Annotated in this window: 19 protein-coding genes; 14 read left to right on the top strand and 5 right to left on the bottom strand. The window is 72.0% G+C overall.

What is annotated here, in order from left to right; genetic code table 11:
* Positions 1-43: 43 nt before the first annotated feature.
* Both HP550_RS08045 and HP550_RS22230 read right to left on the bottom strand, forming a co-directional pair.
* Positions 44-1,522 (bottom strand): DHA2 family efflux MFS transporter permease subunit, encoded by a 1,479-nt coding sequence (locus HP550_RS08045; protein ID WP_175347074.1) that lies wholly within the window; start codon positions 1,520-1,522, stop codon positions 44-46.
* An 81-nt stretch (positions 1,523-1,603) separates the two neighbouring features.
* Positions 1,604-1,933, bottom strand: a complete 330-nt coding sequence (locus HP550_RS22230; protein WP_246280679.1) for a hypothetical protein — start codon at positions 1,931-1,933, stop codon at positions 1,604-1,606.
* Here HP550_RS22230 and HP550_RS23205 point away from each other — a divergent pair.
* From HP550_RS23205 to HP550_RS08020, 5 genes are all read left to right on the top strand, one after another.
* Positions 1,886-2,545, top strand: a complete 660-nt coding sequence (locus HP550_RS23205; RefSeq protein ID WP_425484433.1) for a nuclease-related domain-containing protein — start codon at positions 1,886-1,888, stop codon at positions 2,543-2,545. The two genes, HP550_RS22230 and HP550_RS23205, sit on opposite strands and share 48 nt — an antisense overlap.
* Before the next feature lie 130 nt (positions 2,546-2,675).
* Positions 2,676-4,895, top strand: a complete 2,220-nt coding sequence (locus tag HP550_RS08035) for a glycoside hydrolase domain-containing protein (RefSeq protein WP_175347070.1) — start codon at positions 2,676-2,678, stop codon at positions 4,893-4,895.
* Positions 4,896-4,909: 14 nt separating this feature from the next.
* Positions 4,910-6,199 carry a glycosyltransferase gene (locus HP550_RS08030; RefSeq protein ID WP_175347068.1) on the top strand — a complete coding sequence of 430 codons (1,290 nt, stop codon included), beginning with the start codon at positions 4,910-4,912 and terminating at the stop codon, positions 6,197-6,199.
* A 73-nt stretch (positions 6,200-6,272) separates the two neighbouring features.
* Positions 6,273-7,673 (top strand): glucose-6-phosphate dehydrogenase, encoded by a 1,401-nt coding sequence (locus HP550_RS08025; RefSeq protein WP_175347066.1) that lies wholly within the window; start codon positions 6,273-6,275, stop codon positions 7,671-7,673.
* A 53-nt stretch (positions 7,674-7,726) separates the two neighbouring features.
* Complete coding sequence (locus HP550_RS08020; RefSeq protein WP_175347065.1) at positions 7,727-8,755, top strand: LLM class flavin-dependent oxidoreductase; 1,029 nt, start codon at positions 7,727-7,729, stop codon at positions 8,753-8,755.
* A gap of 14 nt (positions 8,756-8,769) precedes the next feature.
* Here the strand turns inward: HP550_RS08020 and HP550_RS08015 are convergent, their stop codons facing one another.
* Positions 8,770-10,158, bottom strand: coding sequence for an HNH endonuclease signature motif containing protein (locus tag HP550_RS08015; RefSeq protein ID WP_175347064.1), 1,389 nt, complete (start codon positions 10,156-10,158; stop codon positions 8,770-8,772).
* A gap of 78 nt (positions 10,159-10,236) precedes the next feature.
* Here HP550_RS08015 and HP550_RS08010 point away from each other — a divergent pair, with 78 nt between their 5' ends.
* Positions 10,237-10,794 carry a dihydrofolate reductase family protein gene (locus HP550_RS08010; protein WP_175347063.1) on the top strand — a complete coding sequence of 186 codons (558 nt, stop codon included), beginning with the start codon at positions 10,237-10,239 and terminating at the stop codon, positions 10,792-10,794.
* On the opposite strand, the gene HP550_RS08005 is transcribed toward HP550_RS08010, so the two are convergent.
* Positions 10,795-11,610, bottom strand: a complete 816-nt coding sequence (locus HP550_RS08005) for an SCO4651 family lipoprotein (RefSeq protein WP_210767810.1) — start codon at positions 11,608-11,610, stop codon at positions 10,795-10,797.
* 181 nt (positions 11,611-11,791) lie between these two features.
* On the opposite strand from HP550_RS08005, the gene HP550_RS08000 reads away from it, so the two are divergent.
* From HP550_RS08000 to HP550_RS07975, 6 genes are all read left to right on the top strand, one after another.
* Entirely contained in the window at positions 11,792-12,358 is a 567-nt protein-coding gene (locus HP550_RS08000; RefSeq protein WP_175347061.1) for a DUF4956 domain-containing protein, read from the top strand.
* Positions 12,355-13,086, top strand: coding sequence for a polyphosphate polymerase domain-containing protein (locus HP550_RS07995; RefSeq protein WP_175347060.1), 732 nt, complete (start codon positions 12,355-12,357; stop codon positions 13,084-13,086). The genes HP550_RS08000 and HP550_RS07995 overlap by 4 nt, the downstream gene beginning before the upstream one ends.
* Positions 13,087-13,098: 12 nt before the next feature.
* Positions 13,099-14,901: a carbohydrate-binding domain-containing protein gene (locus HP550_RS07990; protein WP_175347059.1), complete on the top strand. Its 1,803-nt coding sequence runs from the start codon at positions 13,099-13,101 to the stop codon at positions 14,899-14,901.
* A gap of 85 nt (positions 14,902-14,986) precedes the next feature.
* Positions 14,987-16,408 carry a hypothetical protein gene (locus tag HP550_RS07985; protein ID WP_175347058.1) on the top strand — a complete coding sequence of 474 codons (1,422 nt, stop codon included), beginning with the start codon at positions 14,987-14,989 and terminating at the stop codon, positions 16,406-16,408.
* 22 nt (positions 16,409-16,430) lie between these two features.
* Complete coding sequence (locus HP550_RS07980) at positions 16,431-17,006, top strand: hypothetical protein (protein WP_175347057.1); 576 nt, start codon at positions 16,431-16,433, stop codon at positions 17,004-17,006.
* Positions 17,003-17,533, top strand: coding sequence for a hypothetical protein (locus HP550_RS07975; RefSeq protein ID WP_175347056.1), 531 nt, complete (start codon positions 17,003-17,005; stop codon positions 17,531-17,533). The genes HP550_RS07980 and HP550_RS07975 overlap by 4 nt, the downstream gene beginning before the upstream one ends.
* Here the strand turns inward: HP550_RS07975 and HP550_RS07970 are convergent.
* On the bottom strand, positions 17,526-18,347 hold the full coding sequence (locus tag HP550_RS07970; RefSeq protein ID WP_175347055.1) for an NAD(P)-dependent oxidoreductase: 822 nt from the start codon (positions 18,345-18,347) through the stop codon (positions 17,526-17,528). The two genes, HP550_RS07975 and HP550_RS07970, sit on opposite strands and share 8 nt — an antisense overlap.
* Positions 18,348-18,555: 208 nt before the next feature.
* Between HP550_RS07970 and HP550_RS07965 the strand changes: the two genes are divergently transcribed.
* Together HP550_RS07965 and HP550_RS07960 are read left to right on the top strand one after the other, a co-directional pair.
* Positions 18,556-19,323 carry a fumarylacetoacetate hydrolase family protein gene (locus HP550_RS07965; RefSeq protein ID WP_175347054.1) on the top strand — a complete coding sequence of 256 codons (768 nt, stop codon included), beginning with the start codon at positions 18,556-18,558 and terminating at the stop codon, positions 19,321-19,323.
* The gene (locus HP550_RS07960) at positions 19,320-20,378 is read left to right on the top strand and encodes a D-2-hydroxyacid dehydrogenase (protein WP_175347053.1); all 1,059 of its coding nucleotides are present in this window, start codon (positions 19,320-19,322) and stop codon (positions 20,376-20,378) included. Before HP550_RS07965 ends, HP550_RS07960 begins: the two co-directional genes overlap by 4 nt.
* The last annotated feature ends 26 nt before the right edge of the window (positions 20,379-20,404 follow it).

Genomic DNA, 20,404 nt, shown 5'->3' with positions numbered 1-20,404 from the left:
ACGTGGCCGCCAGGTGGCGTCCCGTCGACGGTTCGGCGACGACTCACTCCGCGGGCGGCGGCCCGCCGTGCGCGTCGACCTTGCGGGGAAGCACGAACACCAGCGCGAAGGCGACGACGGCCAGCGCGGCGCTCACCGCCATGGCGTGCGCGGCGCTGTCGGTGAACGCCTGCGCGATCTGCGCGGGGTCGTTGCTGGTGATGACGAGCGTGCCGAACAGGACGCTGCCGATGACGGCGATGCCGATGGCCGACCCGACGCGCTGCATCACCCCGATCACCCCGCTGGCCGCACCGGCCTCCGAGCGGTCGACGGTGGCGACGATGAACTGCGCGTTCGGCGCGATGAACAGCCCGCTGCCGATGCCCCCGATGAGCAGGGGCACCAGGAGCTGCCAGTGGGTGAGGTCGGCGGCGGTCACCTGGCGGAAGACCAGCCACACCCAGACCAGTCCGACCGCGACCATGGCGGTGCCGACGACGAGCACGGTGCGGCCCATCCGCTGCGACAGCCGGTTGCTCTGCGACGCCCCGATGATCGACCCGATCGCGAACGGCACGGCCACGAGCCCGGACTCCAGCGCGGTGTGCCCCAGCCCGGCCTGCCAGAGCAGCGAGATGGTGAAGAAGATCGACGTGAACGCCGCGAAGTAGACCAGCGCCAGGATCGTCCCGCCGGTGAACGCCGGGTGCGAGAACAGGTGCGGCGGCACCATCGGGTTGTCGTCCTCGATGTGCTTCTCCCAGAGCGCGAACGCCACGATCAGCAGCACGCCCACGGCCAGCGTCACGAACGTCCAGGTCGGCCAGCCCTTGTCCTGCCCTTCGATCAGCGGCACCAGCAGTGCGATCAGTCCCGCGGTGACCAGCGCCAGACCGACGAAGTCGTACCCCGGCTTCTGCTTGCCCTCCGCACCCGCCGGCAGGATCTTCGCGGCGGCGATCAGGGCGATGACACCGATCGGCAGGTTGACCCAGAACACGAGCCGCCAGCCGTTCTCGTCGCCGAACGCCTCGATGATCAACCCACCGAGGATCGGCCCCAACGCCGTCGACACCCCGATGACCGACCCCATGATCGCGAACGCCTTGCCGCGCACCTGCGGGGGGAACAGCAGCTGGATCATCGCCGTGACACCCGGCACGAAGATGCCCCCGGCGAGCCCCTGCACCGCCCGCGCGACGATCAGCTGAAGGCTGTCCTGCGCCAGCCCGCAGAACGCGCTCGCCACCGTGAAGAGCAGCAGCCCCGTGAAGAACACCCACTTGTGCCCGACCCGGTCACCGATCCGCCCCGCCGGGATCAGCGCGATGCCGAACGCGAGCGCGTAGCCGCTGATGATCCAGCTGAGCGTGGCCTCCGACGCATCCAGGCTGAGCCGGATGGTGGGGAGCGCCACGTTGACGATCGTCGTGTCCAGCAGGGCCATGAACATGCCGGCCATGAGGACGATGAGCGCGTTCCACGCGGAGCGCGGGACGGCAGGGGGCTGGTAGGCACGGGTGGTCGCCGCGTCGGTCATGGTCGGGTCCTCCGGTGGTGACGACGCGGCCCGTGCTCACGCCATCGCCCACCGTGCCCCGGCCGACTCATCCCCGCAAACTCAGCGGGCCGACGGGTGCATGGCGCTGCCGAGTGTCACCCGGAAGCTCAAGGTGCTTCCGGCAACTGTCGATGGCCCCGTCTGGAGGCGATCGTGGGCGAAGCTGGGTTCGGGGCCGAGGAACAGGCCGGAAGGCGCGCGCGACGCGTTGCCCAGCTGCGCGCCGAGCAGTCGAGGGGCGCGGCCGTCGACGCTGAAGTCCAGGCCAAGCTCGCACGAGCCCAACGTGATCAGCGTGCGTGGGCTGCGGGCGCCGAGGGCGAGCGACAGGTAGCCGCGGCGATCGAGTCCGTCGGCCGGTATGGCTGGACGTCTCTGCACGACCTCCATTGGCCGGGGCGTCCTCAGGCGAATCTCGACCACGTGGCTCTCGGGCCGGGCGGCGTCATCCTCGTCGACGCGAAGAACTGGTCGGGGAACGTCGTCGTGAGCGATGGCCGGCTGCGACAGAACGGGTACGACCGCACCAGCCAGGTCGAGTCGGTTGCACGCGCAACAGCGGATCTGGTGGCCGAGCTCGCTCCGCAGCACAGGTCGGCCGTTCGTGGCGTCGTGTGCCTGGCAGGTCAGGACGTCGAGCCCACTGAGCTCCCATGGGGCGTCGTGGTGGTTGGCCGAGCGCAGCTACCCGCCTACCTGGTGTCTCTCGCACCGAGACTCTCGCCCTACGACGTCGCGGACGCGGGGAGATTCCTGCTCTCGCACCTCGGAGGACCGGTCAGTCCCGGGGTCGTCCGGTCCGCACCTCGTCCTCGGCTCCAGAAGCGGGTGACCACGAAGCAGCGGTCCTCCGCGCCACGGTCACGGACGAGGCAGCGAGCAGCGTCGCGACGACATCCGTCGAAGAGATCGATCCTCGGCGAGGCGGCCCTGAAGCTGCTCCTCCTCGGCGGCGCGCTCATGATGCTCGTCAACATCCTGCCTCGCCTGATGGGCGGCTGAGCTCCGCGCGAGCCCGTCACGAAACCCCCCCGCAACACTCCGCACGTACGGTCCCCCCAGGACCAGGCATGGACGCAGGCGTCTCCCGCACGCGACCCTGTCGTCACCGGACGAGCGCGAGGAGCGGGAGATGTTCGAACGCGTCGACCCCTTCATCGGCACCGAGGCCACGGCCCTTCCGCCGCAGCAGGGCATCGCGGCGAGCTGGTGGTGGCCCAAGCCGCAGGTCGGCAACACGCACCCGGGCGCCACCTACCCGCTCGGCATGGTCAGCGCGTGCGCGTACAGCGGGGCGTACCCGACGGGCTACGGCCGCTACGACCTCGGCACCGAGGGCCTCCCCACGGAGATGCACGAGCGCCAGGTGGCCAGCGGGTTCACGCACTTCCAGCAGTCCGGCACGGGCGCCATCCGCAAGTACTACAACTACTTCCGCGTCACGCCGATGCTCCAGCCGCTGGACGACCTGGGTGACGTGTGGGAGATCGTCGACGAGGCCGCGGAGCCGGGCTACTACGCGGCGACGCTCGAGTCGGGCATCCGTGCGGAGATCACCGTCGGCCCCAAGTCGGCCGTGCACCGGTACACGTTCCCCGCGCACCGCGACGCGCGGCTGGTCATCGACTTCTCGCTCGGCGGCCTGACCATCCCGTACGGGCGGACCGTGCCGCTGCGGGCGCACCTGCACTCGATCAGCCCGGGCATCGCGCAGGGCGAGATCGTCGTCGAGGGTGCTCCGCTGGCCATCCACGTGGAGTGCGACGACCCGCGCTGGCGGCAGATGCTCTGGTACGACCGTCGGCTGATGCCGGGCGGCACGCGGCTCGACTTCGACCGGATCAGGCCCACGACCCTGCGGCCGTTCGGGCTCATGTGGGCGGGGCCGTCGGAGCCGGGTCAGGTGGTGGAGCTGCGGTTCGGGTTCTCGCTGCGGGGTGTCGACCAGGCCCGCGAGAATCTCGAGCGGGAGTGCGGCCCGGGTCCGTCCAGCTTTGCAACGAGGCGAGCGGCGACCGCGGCGGTGTGGCAGGAGGGCCTCAACAAGATCCGCGTGGACACCCCGTCGAAGGACAAGCAGACCGTTTTCTCGACGGCTCTCTACCACTCGCTGATCAAGCCCTGCCTGGCGCCCGACGAGTCCCCGTTCTGGCCGGCCGACGGCCCGTTCGCGTTCGACCTCGCGACCATGTGGGACATCTACCGGACGCAGCTGCCGCTGCTGACCACCCTGATGCCGGAGCGTGCTGTCGAGCTGGCGAACGCGCTGCTGTACATCTCCGAGGAGGAGGGGAACCTCCCGATCGGGTACCGGATGGCGCGTGGTGCCGACCAGTTCAGCCGCCAGGCGAGCGCGCTCGCGCACACGTTCCTGTCCGACCTGTGCCAGCTGGGCCTGCCGGGCATGGACTGGGACTGGGCGCTGGTGCACATGCACAACGACCTGCGCCGGACGTACGGCGAGGACTTCCTGCTGCGCGGCAAGGTGCACCCGATCAGCCACACGCTGGACCTGGCGTTCGGGTACTGGTGCACGTCGCAGATCGCGGCGCACGTGGGCGACCCGATGCTCGTCGAGCAGTTCACCCCGCTGGCCGCGCGCTGGGTCAACGCGTTCGACGAGGAGACCGGCCTGCTCCAGGACTCCACGTACTACGAGGGCGGCCGGTGGAACTACTCGTTCCGGCTGCTGCACGACATGGCGGCGCGCATCAAGCTCTCGGGTGGCGACGACGCCTTCGTCGCGCAGCTCGACCACTTCTTCGGGTTCGACGCCCCACCCGTGGTGCAGCCGGGACTTCGGCCTGATCTGGCGGAGATGGCCGCGGGGTACGCGCTCAACCGGTTCGAGGGCCTGAACAACGAGCCCGACATGGAGGCGCCCTGGTCCTACCACTACGCCGGCCGGCCCGACCGGACCGCGGAGGTGGTGCAGGCCATCGTGCAGAACCAGTTCGGCACCGGCCGCGGCGGGCTGCCCGGGAACGACGACTCCGGCGGCCTGAGCTCGTGGTTCGTCTGGGCGTCGCTGGGGCTCTTCCCGGTGGCCGGCCAGAACCTGTTCCTCATCAGCGCGCCCGCCTGGCGGGAGTCGAGCATCGAGGTCGGCGACCGCTTCCTCACCATCGAGACCTCAGGATTCACCGAACCGACACCCGGCGGCCCTGTCCAGTATGTACAGTCCGTGCACCTCGACGGTGAGCGGCTCGACCGCACCTGGCTGACCGGCACCGAGGTCCATCGAGGCGGCCGCCTCCATCTGGAGCTCGGTCCGACGCCCAGCGCCTGGGGCACCACGGTCCGGCCCCCGTCAGTCAGCACCACCCCACCGACCACCGCGCTGCGGCGCTGACCTTAGGAGCCGACGTGAACCCGAACCGCCGTCTCGTCATCGTCGTCCGCGCCGACCCGGTCATCTGCGGGCACTCGGGCGAGGCCCGCAACCTCGCGGAGGCCGCCCTCCAGCGGGGTTTCGACGACGTCCGCATCGTCACGTGGCCCATCGACCGGCTCCAGGCGACCGGCCTGCCGCTGAAGCCGCTCGACGGGGTGCTGCCGTACTCGCCGGGCATCACGGTCGAGCGCCCGGAGCCCGTCGGCGACTACAAGGTGCCCGACGGCCGCTGGCTCGCGGGAATCGTCGGCCGCCTGGTGGAGCTGTTCACCGACGGCGTCCCGACGGTCGCCATGTCCCTGTACCTGAGCCCGCACTCGCTCGCGGTGGCCGACGCCGTGCACGTCGCCCGCCGCACCGGCCTGCCCGTGAACGTCACGACCGTGGCCGAGGCGGTCGGGTCCGACGTCACCAACGTGGTGCGCGCCTGCGTCGAGAACGACCAGTTCGGTGCCGCCGCGCACGTGCTGTCCAGCTACCTCGAGCACGACGTCTGCCTGGCGGTCAGCGACTACACGCGCGAGCTGATCATCGCCGAGGCCGCCGCGATCGACGCCAAGCACGGCACCACGTTCGCAGCCCAGTGCCGCGAGCGCGTGACGGTCTCCTACCCGGCCATCGACGTGGGCTCGTACCTGGACCTGGACCCGGCGGAGACCTCGCGCGTGCTCGACGCCCGTGGCCTGACAGCCGACGGCTACGTCCTGTTCCTGTCCCGGCTCGCGCACGCCAAGGGGGTAGACGACCTCATCGCCGGCTTCGCGGCCAGCCGCGCTGCCGACTCGCTCCGGCTGGTCATCGCGGGGAGCGGCCCCGACGCCGACCGGCTCCAGGAGCTCGCCGCGGCATCGAGCGCCGCCGACCGCATCGTGTTCTTCGACGACGTCGACGACGACGAGAAGGCCCACCTCATGGCCGCGTCCGCGTCGTACGTCCTGCCGAGCAAGCCACGCCCGGAGTTCGTCGAGACGTTCGGCATCGCCCTCGCCGAGAAGATGCTCGCCGGCGGCGGACCCGTCATCACCACGGACACCGGGGGCATCGGCGAGGCCGTCGGCGACACCGCGATCATCGTGCCGGTGGAGTCGCCGTCGTCCATCGCCTCCGCGCTGGACCGGGTCCTGACCATGTCCCCCGACGAGCGCGCCGGCTGGGAGACCCGAGCCCGCCTGCACGCGATGCAGTTCGACCGCGGTGCGGTGCTGGACGCGATCCTCGACCGCGTGGCCCGGGTGGAGCGCGTGGCGGCGGCGGTCGGCTAGTCCGCCGCGCGCTCGTCGGCAAGCGAACGTACGGTCGAGGCTCCGCCTGTCTCCGTCGTGAGGACCCCGCCCGATGGCGCCCACCGAGCCCCTGATCGTCGTCCTGCACGGTGCCCGCGGGGACCTCGCGAAGCGCATGGTGCTGCCCGCCCTGGCCACCCTCCAGCGCCGCGGTCTGCTGCCCGAGCGGTGGGCGCTGCTCGGCACCGGGCGGACGGCGATCACCTCAAAGGAGTTCGATGAGCTGCTGACGGGCGCGGTCGCGGAGTTCGGCGACGACGAGGCCGCCGAGGGAGTTCCGGAGCTCACCAGGCACACCGCGTACTGCGGGGACGTGAGCGAGGACGGCAACGCCGGGGAGCTGCCGGGTGAGCTGGAACGCCTGCGCGGGGTGCTCGGCGGCGACCCCACGCTCATCCACTACCTCGCGGTCCCGCCCTCGTCGTTCGCGCCGATCACGCGGGCGCTGGCCAAGGCCGGCCTCACCGACGGGGTCCGCGTGGTGTACGAGAAGCCGTACGGCACGTCGCTGGAGACGTTCCGGGACCTCGACGCCACCGTGCACGCGGCGTTCGACGAGGAGCAGGTGTTCCGGATCGACCACTTCCTGGGCAAGGAGGCGACGCAGAACCTGCACGTCCTGCGGTTCGCCAACGAGCTGTTCGGCGGCGTGTGGAACCGGCGGCACGTGGAGCAGGTGCAGATCGACGTGCCCGAGACGCTGGATGTCGCGCAGCGCGCGGAGTTCTACGACGCCACCGGCGCCGCGCTCGACATGCTGGTCACCCACCTGTTCCAGGTGGCCGCGGAGGTCGCGATGGAGCCGCCGCGTCGGCTCGACGCCGCCAACCTGGCCAAGGCGCGCGAGGACGTCATCGCGCACTTCCGCCCGCTGGACCCCGTGCACGACGTGGTGCTCGGGCAGTTCGAGGGCTACCGCGACATCGAGGGCGTGCCCGACGACTCCGCCACCGACACGTTCGTCGCCGCGCGCCTCTGGGTGGACACCGACCGGTGGAAGGACGTGCCGTTCCTGCTGCGGACCGGCAAGCGGATGGGCGGCTCGGCGCAGCAGGTGACGCTCGTGCTGCGGACGCCGGACGAGCTGTTCGGTTCCCCCGTCGGCCCCAACCGCGTGGTCGTCTCGCTGGCCGGCTCGGGTGAGCTGAAGGTGACGACGACCGTCAAGAAGCCCGGCGCGTTCCTCGAGCTCGGGACCGGGACGGCCAACCTGGAGCTGGCCGACGTCGAGCCCGGTTCGTCGTTGCCGCCGTACGCGGGGCTGCTGGAGGACGTGCTGGTCGGCGACCGCACCCTGTTCACGACTCCCGGCGGCCTGGAGTCGGCGTGGGTCGCGTTCGCTCCCCTGCTGGGCGCCGACCGTCCGACGCCCGAGCCGTACGCGATCGGGTCGTGGGGACCGGAGTCCGCCGACCGGTTGGCCGAGCCGCACGGCTGGGTGCTCGGCGACTGAGACGTGGGATGCAGCAGGCGTCCGCGTCCTCACGGGCCTCGTACGATGCGCGCGTGACCGCCCCCCGCCTGGAGCTCAGCTTCCTCACGTTCGTCCCGTACGACGACCCCGCCGACGCCGGGCAGTCCCTGCGCGACGCGATCGACCTGTTCCAGTACGCCGAGGAGCTCGGCTACGACATCGGCTGGGTCCGGGTCCGTCACCTGGAGCAGTTCCTCTCCTCGCCGTTCCCGCTGTTCGCGGCCATCGGCCAGGCGACCACGCGCATCCGGTTCGGCACCGCCGTCCTGCCGATGCGGTACGCCGACCCGATCGCGGTCGCGGAAGACGCCGCCACGGTCGACCTGCTGTCCGGCGGTCGGCTCGAGCTGGGGGTCGCCGGCGGGATCAAGCCGTCGGCCGCGCTGCTCGACGGTGTCTACGGAACCAGTGAGCTCTCGTTCGACGACGAGTCCCAGCACCGGATCGCCCGCCTGCGCGCGGCCCTGGCCGGGGAGCCCGTCGCAATCGCTCCGGAGGGTGGCTTCCCGATCGCGCCCCCCGGCACCCCGCTGACCGTCACGCCGCACAGCCCTGGCCTGGCCGATCGCGTCTGGTACGGCCCGGGATCGAAGGCGACCGCCGTGCGGACCGCCGAGCAGGGGATGGACCTGCTGGTCTCGACGCTCAACGGGGAGGACGACGGCCGGTCCTTCGAGGAGACGCAGCGCGACCAGATCCGCGCGTACAAGGAGACGTTCGACGTCCCCGGCCGCACCCCGCGCGCGGTCGCCGGCCGGATCGTCCTGCCGAGCGTCACGCCCGAGGACGACGAGCTGTTCGCCGAGTACATCGCCTGGTACGCCGGCCGCTTCGACGCCACGGGCCGCCCGCCCGCCGGAACCGGGTTCGGGGTGTTCAGCCCGACGCACCACGGGTCACCCGACCAGGTCGTCGCCAGCCTGCAGGCGGACGTCGCGCTCCAGGAGGCCACCGGGCTCGACATCGTCCTCCCGGCGAATGCCACGCACGCCATGAGCCGCCGCATCCTGGAGAACGTGGCGACGAGCATCGCGCCGCGGCTGGGGTGGACGCCGGCCTGACCCGTCCGCGCAGGTCAGAAGGGTGGGTCGCCCCAGCCGCGTGGTGGTGGTGGGAGTGCGGCGTGGTCAGCGGCGGTCGGCGTGCTGTGGACCCGGACGGGGTGGCGGGCGTAGGTCAGGCCGTGGCGGTCGGTCCAGGTGGAGATCCCGGTGGTGGCGTCGTGGGTGACCTGCCACCAGCTCTTGGTCTTGGCCTGGTGGTGGTGCTTGCACAGGGCGTGCAGGTTCGCCTCGCAGGTCTGCGGGTTCAGGACGGAGCCTGGTGAGCGGGCGTGGTCGTACGGGACGCGGTGGTCGATCTCGCACCGGTCGGCGGGCTTTCGACAGCCGGGGAACGTACACGTCACGTCCCGTGCGATGACTGTGCGCGTGAGGTCGGCACCGGGCCGGTAGGTGTCGGTGCCGACGGCGCAGACCTGCCCGGTCGGGTCGGTCAGGATGCGCCGCCAGGTGGCGTCCTGGGCGAGCTCGCGGGCGACCTGAGCCGGGATGGGCCCGTACGACTCGAGCACCGCAGGGTGCTCGTCCAGGCCCGCCAGGGTGCTGGCCGCGACGGTGACCTGCAGGGCGACCCGGCGCCCGTGCCGGGTGGGTAGCGGGGTCCCGTCGGGAGTGGTCCGCCGGTCCAGGATGCCCGTGAACACATCCGCGAACGCGTCGGCGCGGCGCTGGTCGATGCTGCGGTCGTCGCCGTCGACGCTGGCGTGCCCGGCCAAGGCATCGATCGCGGTGAACGCCGCCGTCGCGTCCGCCGCGGGCAGGTAGGCGATGAGCCGGGCCATCGCGTCCGGGGCCAGCTCCAGGAACACTCCACGCCGTTCCCGCTCCACCAGTCGGCGCTGCTCAGCGACCGCGGGGTTGGCAGCGAGCAAGGCGGCCCGCACGTGCCGGGTCAGCTGCGGCCCGGTCAGCTCCGCGGCGCGGTCCACCGCATCGCACACCACCGCGTCGACCTCGCACGCGGACAGAGCCGTCCCGGCCCGGTGGACCTCGGCCAAGATCACGTCGATCTTGCGGGCGTCCATCGCACCGGCCGCCCACGCATCGCCCAGCGCCGGGTGCTGGGCCGTGCCCCACGCCCGCAGAAGCAGGTCCTGCGCGGAGCGCCTGGTGCACACCAGCGCGCACGCGAGCTCATCGGGCACACGCGCGAGCGCGTCGACGGTCCGGGCTTCGATCTCGCGGATCACGGCCGCCTGAGCGGCCTGGGCCATGTTGACCACCTGCTGCCACGCGCTCACCGCGTTGACGAGCGTCACGTCCGCGGCGTCCGCGACCGACACCGCCTCGAGCCGACCGGCGAGCTCAGCAAGCGTCACACCGGAGATCGGGTAGGCGTTGAGCTCTGGCAGCATGTCCCAGGCCGGAGCGACACCAGGCGGGGCGTCGACAAGCGCCGTCATCTCCACCTCCAGTCGATCGCGTCGATTCGAACAAGTGTACGATCGACCACCGACACTCGGCGCGCCATGCTGGCCCACATGGCCCTCCTCACCAGCGCGATCACCTCGCTCGACGGCTACGTCGCCGACGCGGACGGGAGGTTCGACTGGGCCATGCCCCCGGCGGACCTGCACGAGTACATGAACGAGCTGAACCGCGACATCAGCACGCACCTGCTCGGCCGCCGCATGTACGAGGTGATGCAGTACTGGGAGACGGCGGGCCAGGACGCCGACGACTCGCCGATCGAGCGCGACTACGCGGAGGTGTGGCGGGCCGCCGAGAAGGTCGTGTACTCGCGCACCCTCGACGCGGTGACCACGCGCCGCACGCGGCTCGAGCGGTCGTTCGAGCCCGAGGCGGTGCGCGCGCTGGTGGCCGACGCCGACCGGGACGTCTCGGTGAGCGGTCCCGGTCTGGCGTCGGCGGCGTTCCGCGCAGGACTCGTCGACGAGGTCCTGCTCTTCGTGCACCCCGTGCTGGTCGGCAGTGGGACGCGGGCGCTGCCCAACGGCGTGCGCCTCGAGCTCGAGCTCGTCGACCAGCGGCAGTTCTCGGGCGGCGTGCAGCACACCCGGTACCGCGTCAGGCGCTGATCACATCACCGGTGCGGCCGTCACCTGGTCGGCCGGCGGGGCCTCGATCGTCACGGGACCGCCCCAGTTGCTGAGCGTCATCTCCATGTGCGAGCCCATCATGTCCATCACGAGCTTGCGGGGCAGCTTGTCGGCCCCGACCCAGTACGTGTAGGTGAGCTCCTTCGGCACCTCGACCCCCGCGGCGGCGGCGGACGCGAACTGCTCGGCCGAGACTCCGGCCATCTTGCTCGTGTCGACCACCACGTCGTACGGCTGCGCGCTGACGCCGTCGATCTGCTCGGGTGCGCCGGACTTCGTGACGCTGACCAGGGCCGGGAGGATCTCCGCGAAGCTGTCGGTCGCGGTGGCGCCGGTGGTCTGCGAGAGCGACGCCGCCAGGGGGTTGCTGGTGTCCGTCGGGTCCAGCTGCCAGAACAGCCCGCCGGTCAGCTCGCCCATGTTGATGTACATCTGACCGCCGACGATGCGCATCTCCATGGGTGCGGCCATCTGCGCGCTGCTCATGGTCATGGTCAGCTCGTTGCCGGCGTCGGTGACGCGCGCCTGGCCCTGGGCGGTCATGGAGGCGCCGCCGACGTCGGTGACCATCGTGGTGTCGTACGTCTTCGCAGCCAGCATCGCGGTGGCGATGTCGCCCAGGTTCTCCGTGGTGAGCTCGAAACCGGCGGGCTCGGCGACGGTCTCCTCCTGCTCGACCGACGCGCTCTCGGACGTGGTCGGTGCGGCCGCCGGGGCGGAACCTCCGCACGCGGCCAGCGACCAGGCGAGGACGGCGGCGGCCGGGACGGCGAGCAGATGACGGGACACGCGCACGGGGGAACTCCCAGGGTGGGGGGTGGTGGGGGAACGAGGGGAAACCCTTCCATATCGGCCGCGGACGTTCGGCCGGTCGCCGGGTGATCTGTGCACGATGCACGCCTGCGCCTCAGGCCCCGCACAGCAACGGCACAGGCGCGCTCGGCTGAATGGAACCCGTCCCACTAGGAGGGTTCCCATGACTCAGTACGCGCTCCTCGCGCTCGATCTCGTCGCCATCAGCGTCCTCGCGTTCGGCGTCTACTTCCCCCGGCACCGTCGGCGTGACCTCGTCGTCGCGTACCTCGGCGTCAACGTCGGCGTGCTGGCGGTGGCGGCCGCCCTGGCGAGCAGCGCGGTCGGTGCGGGCCTCGGGCTCGGGCTGTTCGGCGTGCTGTCGATCATCCGGCTGCGGTCCACGGAGCTGACCCAGCACGAGGTCGCCTACTACTTCTCCGCACTGGCGCTCGGTCTGCTCGGCGGGCTGGCGGTCACGCCGTCGGTGCTCAACGCCGCCCTCATGGTCCTGGTCGTCGTCGTGATGGCCGTGGTGGACCACCCGCGGATGCTCCGGCAGTACCGGCAGCAGACGATGATCCTGGACTCGGCGATCACCGACGAGACCGCGCTGGTCGCGCACCTGGAACGCCTGCTCGGCGCCACGGTGCACACGGCCATCGTGCAGCGCGTCGACCTCGTGAACGACACCACCTGCGTCGACGTCCGGTACGAGCTGAGCCCCGCGCGGACGCTGGTGTCGGCATGATCCTCGACACCCTGGACCCCATCGACCTCGTCGAGCTCACCGAGCGGGCGAGCCTCCAGACCCGGATGGACCGCAAGTACGTGGTCCCGGCCGACGCGGTCCCCGTGCTCCTGCGCGGCATCGAGCCCGGCGCACGCATCCTCCAGATCGGCGACGAGCGCGACTTCGCCTACGAGTCCGTGTACTTCGACACCCCCGACCTGACCAGCTACCTGGGCGCGGCGCACCGACGTCGGCGGCGGTTCAAGATCCGCACCCGCACGTACGTGGACTCCGAGCTCTGCTGGGTCGAGGTGAAGACCCGCGGTCCGCGCGGCAGCACCGTCAAGACGCGTCTGCCGTACGACCCCGACGACCGCGACACGCTGACCGACGAGGGTCGCCGGTTCGCCGACGACGTCCTCGACAGCGACGCGGCCTTCCAGAAGACCCTGGTCAGCACCTACCGGCGCACCACCCTCTACCTCCCCCGGACGGACAGCCGCACGACGATCGACACCGGCCTGGTGTGGACGTCGGCGCTCACGGGGGCGAGCCGCCGCCTGGACGACCGCGTGGTGATCGAGACCAAGACGGGCTCGACGCCCTCCTCCACCGACCGCCTCCTGTGGCGGCACGGCCACCGCCCTGTGCGCATCTCCAAGTACGGCACCGGCATGGCCGCCCTGCACACCGACCTCCCCCACCACCCGTGGCGCCGCGTCCTCGACCGGCACGTCACCCGTTAGGAGCACACCCTCATGCGACGCCTCACCCCGAAGTTCCTCGCCCCCGCCGCGCTGGTCGCGGTCCTCCTGGCCGGCTGCACGGCGACCGCCGACGCCGCGTCCACCACGGACGACACCGCGACCGTCACGACGACGACGGACGCGAACGTCACCGTCGAGCAGGCGATGGCCGCCAACACCGCGCCCGACGACGTCGACCTGGAGGCCTCGTCGGACGAGGTCGCGATCGATCTCGACACCCCGACCGCGACCGACGCCGTGACCGTCGACGGCAGCAGCATCACGATCACCGCGGCCGGCACGTACCGGCTGAGCGGCACCCTGGCCGACGGCTCGGTGGTCGTGAACACCACCGACGACGGCGTCGTCCACCTGATCCTCGACGACGCCTCCCTGACCAGCTCGACGACCTCGCCGCTCCAGGTGCTCGACGCCGACCAGGTGGTCGTCCACCTGGAGGGCGACAGCACCCTGTCCGACACCACCGCGTACGCGGACACCGACGAGGCCAGCGCGGCCCTGTACAGCAGCGCGGACCTCACGATCACCGGTGACGGCTCGCTGACCGTGGCCGGCAACGCGAACGACGGGATCGCCGCCAAGGACGGCCTCGTCATCGCGGGCGGCACGATCACGGTCGACGCGGTCGACGACGGCATCCGTGGCAAGGACTACCTCGTGGTCTCCGGCGGCACGCTGGACGTCACGGCGGGCGGCGACGGCCTGAAGTCCGACAACGACGAGGACGAGACCCTCGGCTACGTGGAGATCACCGGCGGCGACGTGACGGTCGCGGCGGGTGACGACGGCATCGCTGCGCAGACCGACGCGATCGTCGCGGACGGCACGCTGGCGATCGTCTCCGGCGGCGGCAGCGGGACCGCGGTCGTGGAGGACGCCTCCCCCAAGGGGATCTCCGGCACCGTATCCGTGGTGGTCGGCGGCGGGCAGCTGCTGATCGACGCGGCCGACGACGGCATCGGCTCCGACGGCGTCGTCAGCATCGCGGGCGGCTCGGTGACCATCGACGCGGGTGACGACGGCGTGCACGGCGACCAGGCGCTCCAGATCAGCGACGGCGCCGTCGACATCACGGGGTCGAACGAGGGCCTCGAGGCCGGCCTCATCACGATCGCCGGCGGCGACATCAGCGTCGTGGCCAGCGACGACGGCGTGAACGCCTCCGACCCGAGCGCCACGGGCGAGCAGGCCGCGGGCGGGACCGCCAGCGCCGACGTCGGCCTGACGATCACGGGCGGCACCATCGTCGTCGACTCCGACGGCGACGGCCTCGACGCCAACGGGTTCTTCACCATGACCGGCGGGACGGCCGTCGTCAGCGGACCGACGAACGACGGCAACGGCGCACTGGACGTGGACGGCACGTTCGACGTCTCCGGCGGCACGATCCTCGCGGCCGGCGCGTCGGGCATGGCCATGACCCCGGCAGCGACGAGCGCCCAGTCGTTCGTGGCCTTCACGTTCTCCTCGACGCAGGCCGCCGGCACGGTGGTCCACCTCCTCGACGCCGACGGGACCGAGATCGCCGCGTTCGAGTCGTCGAAGGACTTCTCGTCGCTGGTCTACGCGTCCGCGGACGTCGTCTCCGGCGAGACCTACTCGGCGGCGACCGGCGGCTCGGTCACGGGCGAGACCGTCGGCGGGCTGGCGGAGGCCGGCGACAGCAGCGGCTCGACCGTCGCCGCCACCGGCACGGCCGGCGAGGCGATCGCGGGGATGGGCGGCGGCATGGGCGGTGGCGGCGGCCAGGGCGGCCCGCCGGCCGACGGTCAGGGTCGGCCCGCACGCCCCTGACCTGGTCCTCTGAATCGGCCACCGGACGTCGCGTCCGCCCGTACCCTGGGCGGGCGCGACGACCCGCGCCGACGAGAGGGCCCACGTGCACCCCAGGGTTGACGACCATCGCCACCCACCCCGACCGCCCACCACCCGGCTCCGCACCCGGTCGGCCAACCGACCGGACGCCGGAGCCGGCACCCTCGAGTACATCGGCATCGTGGCGGCGGCCGCGCTCCTGGTCGTGGCGCTCGTCCTCGGACTCACCCGCTTCTCCCTCGGCGACAAGGTCACGGCGGCTCTGTGCGAGCTCACCTCGGGCCTCGGCCAGGGCGGCGAGTGCACGAGCGGGCCGGCGCGCGCCGCTGACGACTACGTCCCCCCGCCGCCCTGCGTCGTCTCGGGCAACGGCGGGGCGTGGCAGGGGTCGGCGGCGTTCGGTGTCCAGCTCGAGGGCGGCAAGACGTGGTTCGTCGAGTCGCTGGGCGACGGCCGGTACCGCCTCACGCGCACCGGGTCCCTCGGTGCGGGCGTCGAGGGCGGCCTCGGCTTCGACGCCTCGGCGGTCGTCAACGACAACCGGTACGGCGTGGCGATCGGGATCGGCGGCTCGGTGACCGACCAGCTCAAGTTCGGCGACGTCTACTACGCGTCGAGCGACGGCGAGGCGTGGGACATCCTGCACGCAGCCGACAGCGACGACGTGAAGGACGGCATGGTCGGCGACGACTGGTTCGGCCGCGACTTCGCGGACTGGGTCACGGGCGCGTCCGACCTGGAACAGCTCGATGCCGAGTCCACGTTCGTCAAGGTCGGCGTCAGCGCGTCCGGGGAGGCGTTCGCCACGCTCATCGACTGGGACGCCAGCGGCGTCGTCGAGGCGGGGACCTACGAGGGCCAGACGCAGTACAGCGACGGCCGCACGACCGACGTGTTCACGGCCAGCTCCAGCGGCGTCACGCGCGCGTCGGGGACCGTCGGCGACGAGTGGACCGAGTTCGCGGCCGCGGTCGCGTCGTACGGCGGCGCGGTCACCGTCGAGGTCGACCGTGACGCGGACGGCGTCGCGACGGCCATGCGCCTCGTCACCCTCGGCTCGGCCTACGCCGACACGTCGTCGACGAACGCCGGGGCGAACGACCCGCTGGACTACGTGGACTACAGCCAGACCACCTGGCAGGTCCCGCTCGGCACGACGGACCAGCGCGTCACCGCCGCGAAGCTCGCGCTCGGGCTGGGGATCGAGGTGCCCGGCGTCACGCAGGAGGTCGGCGCTCTGGACTTCAGCACCCTGAACTACGGCGAGACGTGGTCCGACTTCCAGGAGACCGCGAAGACCGACGGGTACACGTGGGTGCAGGACTACGCGATCGACGCCTCGACCAACGGCGGGAACCTCGACGTCGAGGCGCTGATCAAGGTCGGCATCTCCGGCGACTACACGTCGACCACCCGGCACGCCACGGGATACTCCTACTGGGATGGCGCCGACTTCGTCGAGCGCGCCGGCTGCCTGGAGCAGTGACACCGCACGAGAGAGGCAACACATGTTCTCCACCCGATGGGGTGCGCTCGTGGCCGCCGCCGCCGCGCTCGGCCTGAGCGCGTGCTCGGCCGACGCACCGGCAGCTGCACCGAGCATCGACCCGTCGTGGCAGCCGGTCGCGGTCGGTCCGGCGACCCTGCACGTCCCGGAGCAGTGGGAGCAGGCGGCCGGCGCCGACCTGTACCCGGGGTCGGACACGGACGAGACCGTGGCGCTCACGGCACCCGAGAACGACGAGCGTGTGCGCGCCGGGGTCCTGGTGACCGTGCAGACCGCGCCGACCCGCGACGCGACGGCGGAAGCCGCCGCGCTGGTGCTCGGCGAGAAGGCGACCACCGGCGCCGACGAGGTGGAGACCGGCGAGGGTGAGCTCGCCGGGGCGTCCTCCGTCGCCACCGTGACGTTCGTGAGCGACGTCCGGCGCAGCGACGGCACCACGGCCGAGCTCCGGTCGCGGTGGCTCGTGGCGGACCTCGAGTCCGGCGAGCAGATCGTCGTCAAGGCCATCGGCCCGCGCGACACGTTCGACGACACCCCGCTGGACGCGATCCTGTCGTCCGTCGAGATCACGTCGTGAGCGAGCTCGGCACCCTCGTCCGCGGGGTGGCCCGCGCGTCCGGGTTCCTCGCCCTGTTCGGCGTCGTGCTCTTCGCAGTCGTCGGACTGGTCATGCTCCGCAGCGCGAGCGCTCCCCCGAGCCCCACCCTGACCGCACCCGTCGTGGCCGGCGCGGCCGGACAGGCGGGCGAGCGGACCCTAGCGGTCTGGGGTGCGGACGTCACCGACCCCGACGCGGTCACCTGCACCTGGCTCACGCCCGAGCAGGTCCCCGCGACGCTCGACCTGGCGGACGAGCACCTCACGGCCGACGACTCCACGCTCGGGGTCGTGACGCTGGTCGGGACGATCTACGCGCCGACCACCCGGGACGTCACGTGCACCGGCGGCGGGATGACGTCGTTCGCGTTCGCCAACCACCAGAGCGGTCCCCCGTCGAGCGCCGTCGGCGTCGGGTTCCTCGTCGGTGCAGGGGTCGCGGCCCTGTGGGCCACGCTCATGCTCACGGTGACCCGTCCGCGCCGCGACGGGCACCTCGTCACGTGAGCGGTCGGCGCCCCTCGATCCACGCCTGCACGACCGTCGAGTCCTCGTCGCCCCACCCGGCAGCGGTCAGCTCGGAGAAGGTGTCGTGCAGCCGGTCCGCCAGGACGGTGCGCGTCCCCGTGATCTCGGCCTCCTCGCGATAGGCGGCGAGGTCCTTGATCCAGAACTTCGCCGCGCCGGAGACCGCGTAGTCCTTTCGCGCGTACCGGTCAGCCTTGTCCGCCAGGATCGTGGACGCCGCGTAGCCGCCCTGAAGCAGGTCGAGGAGCTGCGCGACGTCGAGCCCCGCCCGCTCGGCGACGACCGCGGCCTCGAGCGGACCCAGGTGCACCGGGCGCCCGGCCGCGGAGAGCACGGACACCGGCCGGTCGACCAGCTCGGGTGGGCCGCCGACCATGATCGACAGGGTCCCCGCGACCGCGCCCTGCTGGCCGCCGGAGACGGGCGCGTCGACCACCCGCACCGCGCCCGCACTGGCCGCCGAGAGCTCCGCGTCCAGGTCACGCACGTCCTGCGGGGAGACCGTCGAGCAGACCACGACGGTCAACCGCCCGACGGCCCCGGCGAGCAGCCCCTGCGCCACCTCACGCACCTGGGGCATGTCCCGCACCATGACGACCACGACGTCGCAGCGCGCCGCGACCTCGCCCGCACCGTCGGCCCACACGGCGCCGCGCTCCACCAGTCCCTGCGCCTTCGCGGCGGTCGTGGAGCAGACGACCAGCGCCGACCCCGAGCCCTGGAGCCCGTCCAGGATGTGTCCCGCCATCGGCAGGCCCATGATCCCCAGCCCGATGAACCCGACGTCCGGCATCTCCCGCACCTCTCCGTCGCGACCACCCTGGCTAACCCTGTTCATCAGAGTGCACCACATTGCGACGCTGTTCGCTCCTTTGAACTTCGGTCAGCCGGTTGATACGCTCGTGCCACCACCCGGCGACGCGGCTACGGCGCACGCCACAGCGACCCACGACTGGAGACCCGTCGATGAGCAGTTCCTTCTCCGACCTCCAGGTGCGCTGATGCGCCTGGCACGCATCGCGACGGACGCCGGTCCCGTGCCCGCGGTCGCCGACGGTGACGACTGGGCCGTCGTCGTCGACCTCTTCGCCCGGCCGCTCGTGCGGACCGGCGTGCGCGTCCCGCAGGACGGCGCCCGGCTGCTCGCGCCCGTCGAGCCGGCCGTCGTGCTGGGCATGGCGCACAACTCGGGACCCGCCGACCGCGGGGTGCCCCCGCAGGCCTTCATGAAGTCGGCACGCACCGTCGTCGGTCCGGGCGACCCGATCTGGCTCGACGAGCGAGCGGGCGCGGTCAAGGCGGAGGGCGAGCTGACCCTCGTCGTCCGCACCACCTGCCGTCACGTCACACCGGACCAGTTCGCCGACGTGGTGCTCGGCTGGACCATCGGCAACGACGTCACGGCCGTGGACCAGGTGCCCCTGGACTCGCTGTTCACGCAGGCGAAGAACGGCGACGGGTTCACGCCCGTCGGACCGTGGATCGAGACCGACCTGTCGACCCTCACCGACGTCCGCATCGAGGTGGACGTCGACGGCGCGCGGGTCGCCACGTCGTCGACCGCCGGGCTCGCCTGGGACCCGGTCGAGGCGTTCTGCTACGTGACCGCGCACGTCACCCTCGGGCCGGGCGACCTGCTCCTGACCGGGGCGCCCGCCACGTCGGCCATCGTCGTGGCCGGGTCGACGACCGCCATCACCCTCGACGGGCTCGGCACCCTGCGCAACGTCGTCGTGGCCGCCGACCGCACCGGGAAGGGAGCTCCATGAGCACCCCCTCGCATCGCCTCCGGGTGGTCGTCGCCACCCCGCTGACCGACGAGCACTGCGCGCTGCTCAGCCGGCTCGAGCCGCGGATCGACGTCGTGTGCGAGCAGGGGCTGCTCCCGCCCATGCGCTGGCCCGGCGACCACGAGGGCGACCCTGCCTTCCGTCGCTCCGCCGACGACCAGGCCCGGTTCGACGCCCTCGTCGACACGGCGGACGCGCTGTACGGGCTGCCGGACACCGACCCGGAGTCTCTGGCGCGGACCATCCGCGCCAACCCGGGGCTGCGCTGGGTGCACACCATGGCCGCCGGGGGTGGCGGTCAGGTCAAGGCCGCCGATCTCACGGCCGACGAGCTGGCACGCATCGCGTTCTCCACCTCCGCAGGTCCCCACAGCACCCCGCTCGCCGAGTTCGCCCTGTTCGTCGTGCTCGCTGGCGCCAAGTCGCTCCCGCGACTGCGGGCTCAGCAGGCCGCGCGCGAGTGGAGCGAACGGTGGGCCATGCAGCAGGTCAGCGAGATGACCGTGCTGGTCGTCGGCATGGGCAACATCGGGCGAGGCGTCGCCACCCTGTTCGCCGCCCTCGGCGCGCGGGTCATCGGGGTCAACCGCACCCCTCTCGAGCTCGGCCCGGCGGCGCAGGTCGTCCCGCCCGAGGAGCTGCTCGCCGTGGTCGGTCAGGCGGACGCGATCGTCAACACGCTGCCGGGCACCGCGAGCACCCACCACATGATCGGGCGGGACGTCTTCGCCGCGGTCAAGCCCGGGGTGATCGTGGCCAGCGTCGGCCGGGGCAACGTCATCGACCAGGGCGCGCTCGTCGAGGCGCTCCAGGACGGCCGGGTCGGGTTCGCCGGGCTCGACGTGTTCAGCACCGAGCCGCTGCCGCACGACGACCCGCTCTGGGCGATGGACAACGTGCTGGTCTCCCCGCACACCGCGGCGCTGAACGAGAACGAGGACCGGTTGATCGCCGAGCTGTTCGCCGCGAACGCCACCCGCCTGCTCGACGCCCAGCCGCTGGTCAACCGCGTGGACACCGTCCACTTCTACTGACCGGCCGCGCCCGCCGAGCCTACGAT

This window comes from Cellulomonas humilata (assembly GCF_013359775.1).
Taxonomy (GTDB): domain Bacteria; phylum Actinomycetota; class Actinomycetes; order Actinomycetales; family Cellulomonadaceae; genus Cellulomonas; species Cellulomonas humilata.
The sequence above is the reverse complement of the archived record's forward strand: the minus strand, read 5'-3'. Positions and strand labels throughout refer to the sequence as shown.

Excerpts from the sequence above, each read along its gene's own strand:
- HP550_RS07960 (WP_175347053.1), top strand. The coding sequence starts at position 19,320 with ATGAGCACCCCCTCGCATCGCCTCCGGGTGGTCGTCGCCACCCCGCTG.
- HP550_RS08015 (WP_175347064.1), bottom strand. The coding sequence starts at position 10,158 with ATGACGGCGCTTGTCGACGCCCCGCCTGGTGTCGCTCCGGCCTGGGAC.
- HP550_RS08045 (WP_175347074.1), bottom strand. The coding sequence starts at position 1,522 with ATGACCGACGCGGCGACCACCCGTGCCTACCAGCCCCCTGCCGTCCCG.
- HP550_RS07990 (WP_175347059.1), top strand. The coding sequence starts at position 13,099 with ATGCGACGCCTCACCCCGAAGTTCCTCGCCCCCGCCGCGCTGGTCGCG.
- HP550_RS22230 (WP_246280679.1), bottom strand. The coding sequence starts at position 1,933 with ATGGAGGTCGTGCAGAGACGTCCAGCCATACCGGCCGACGGACTCGAT.
- HP550_RS07980 (WP_175347057.1), top strand. The coding sequence starts at position 16,431 with ATGTTCTCCACCCGATGGGGTGCGCTCGTGGCCGCCGCCGCCGCGCTC.
- HP550_RS07970 (WP_175347055.1), bottom strand. The coding sequence starts at position 18,347 with ATGCCGGACGTCGGGTTCATCGGGCTGGGGATCATGGGCCTGCCGATG.
- HP550_RS08025 (WP_175347066.1), top strand. The coding sequence starts at position 6,273 with ATGGCGCCCACCGAGCCCCTGATCGTCGTCCTGCACGGTGCCCGCGGG.
- HP550_RS08035 (WP_175347070.1), top strand. The coding sequence starts at position 2,676 with ATGTTCGAACGCGTCGACCCCTTCATCGGCACCGAGGCCACGGCCCTT.
- HP550_RS07965 (WP_175347054.1), top strand. The coding sequence starts at position 18,556 with ATGCGCCTGGCACGCATCGCGACGGACGCCGGTCCCGTGCCCGCGGTC.
- HP550_RS08010 (WP_175347063.1), top strand. The coding sequence starts at position 10,237 with ATGGCCCTCCTCACCAGCGCGATCACCTCGCTCGACGGCTACGTCGCC.
- HP550_RS07995 (WP_175347060.1), top strand. The coding sequence starts at position 12,355 with ATGATCCTCGACACCCTGGACCCCATCGACCTCGTCGAGCTCACCGAG.
- HP550_RS08000 (WP_175347061.1), top strand. The coding sequence starts at position 11,792 with ATGACTCAGTACGCGCTCCTCGCGCTCGATCTCGTCGCCATCAGCGTC.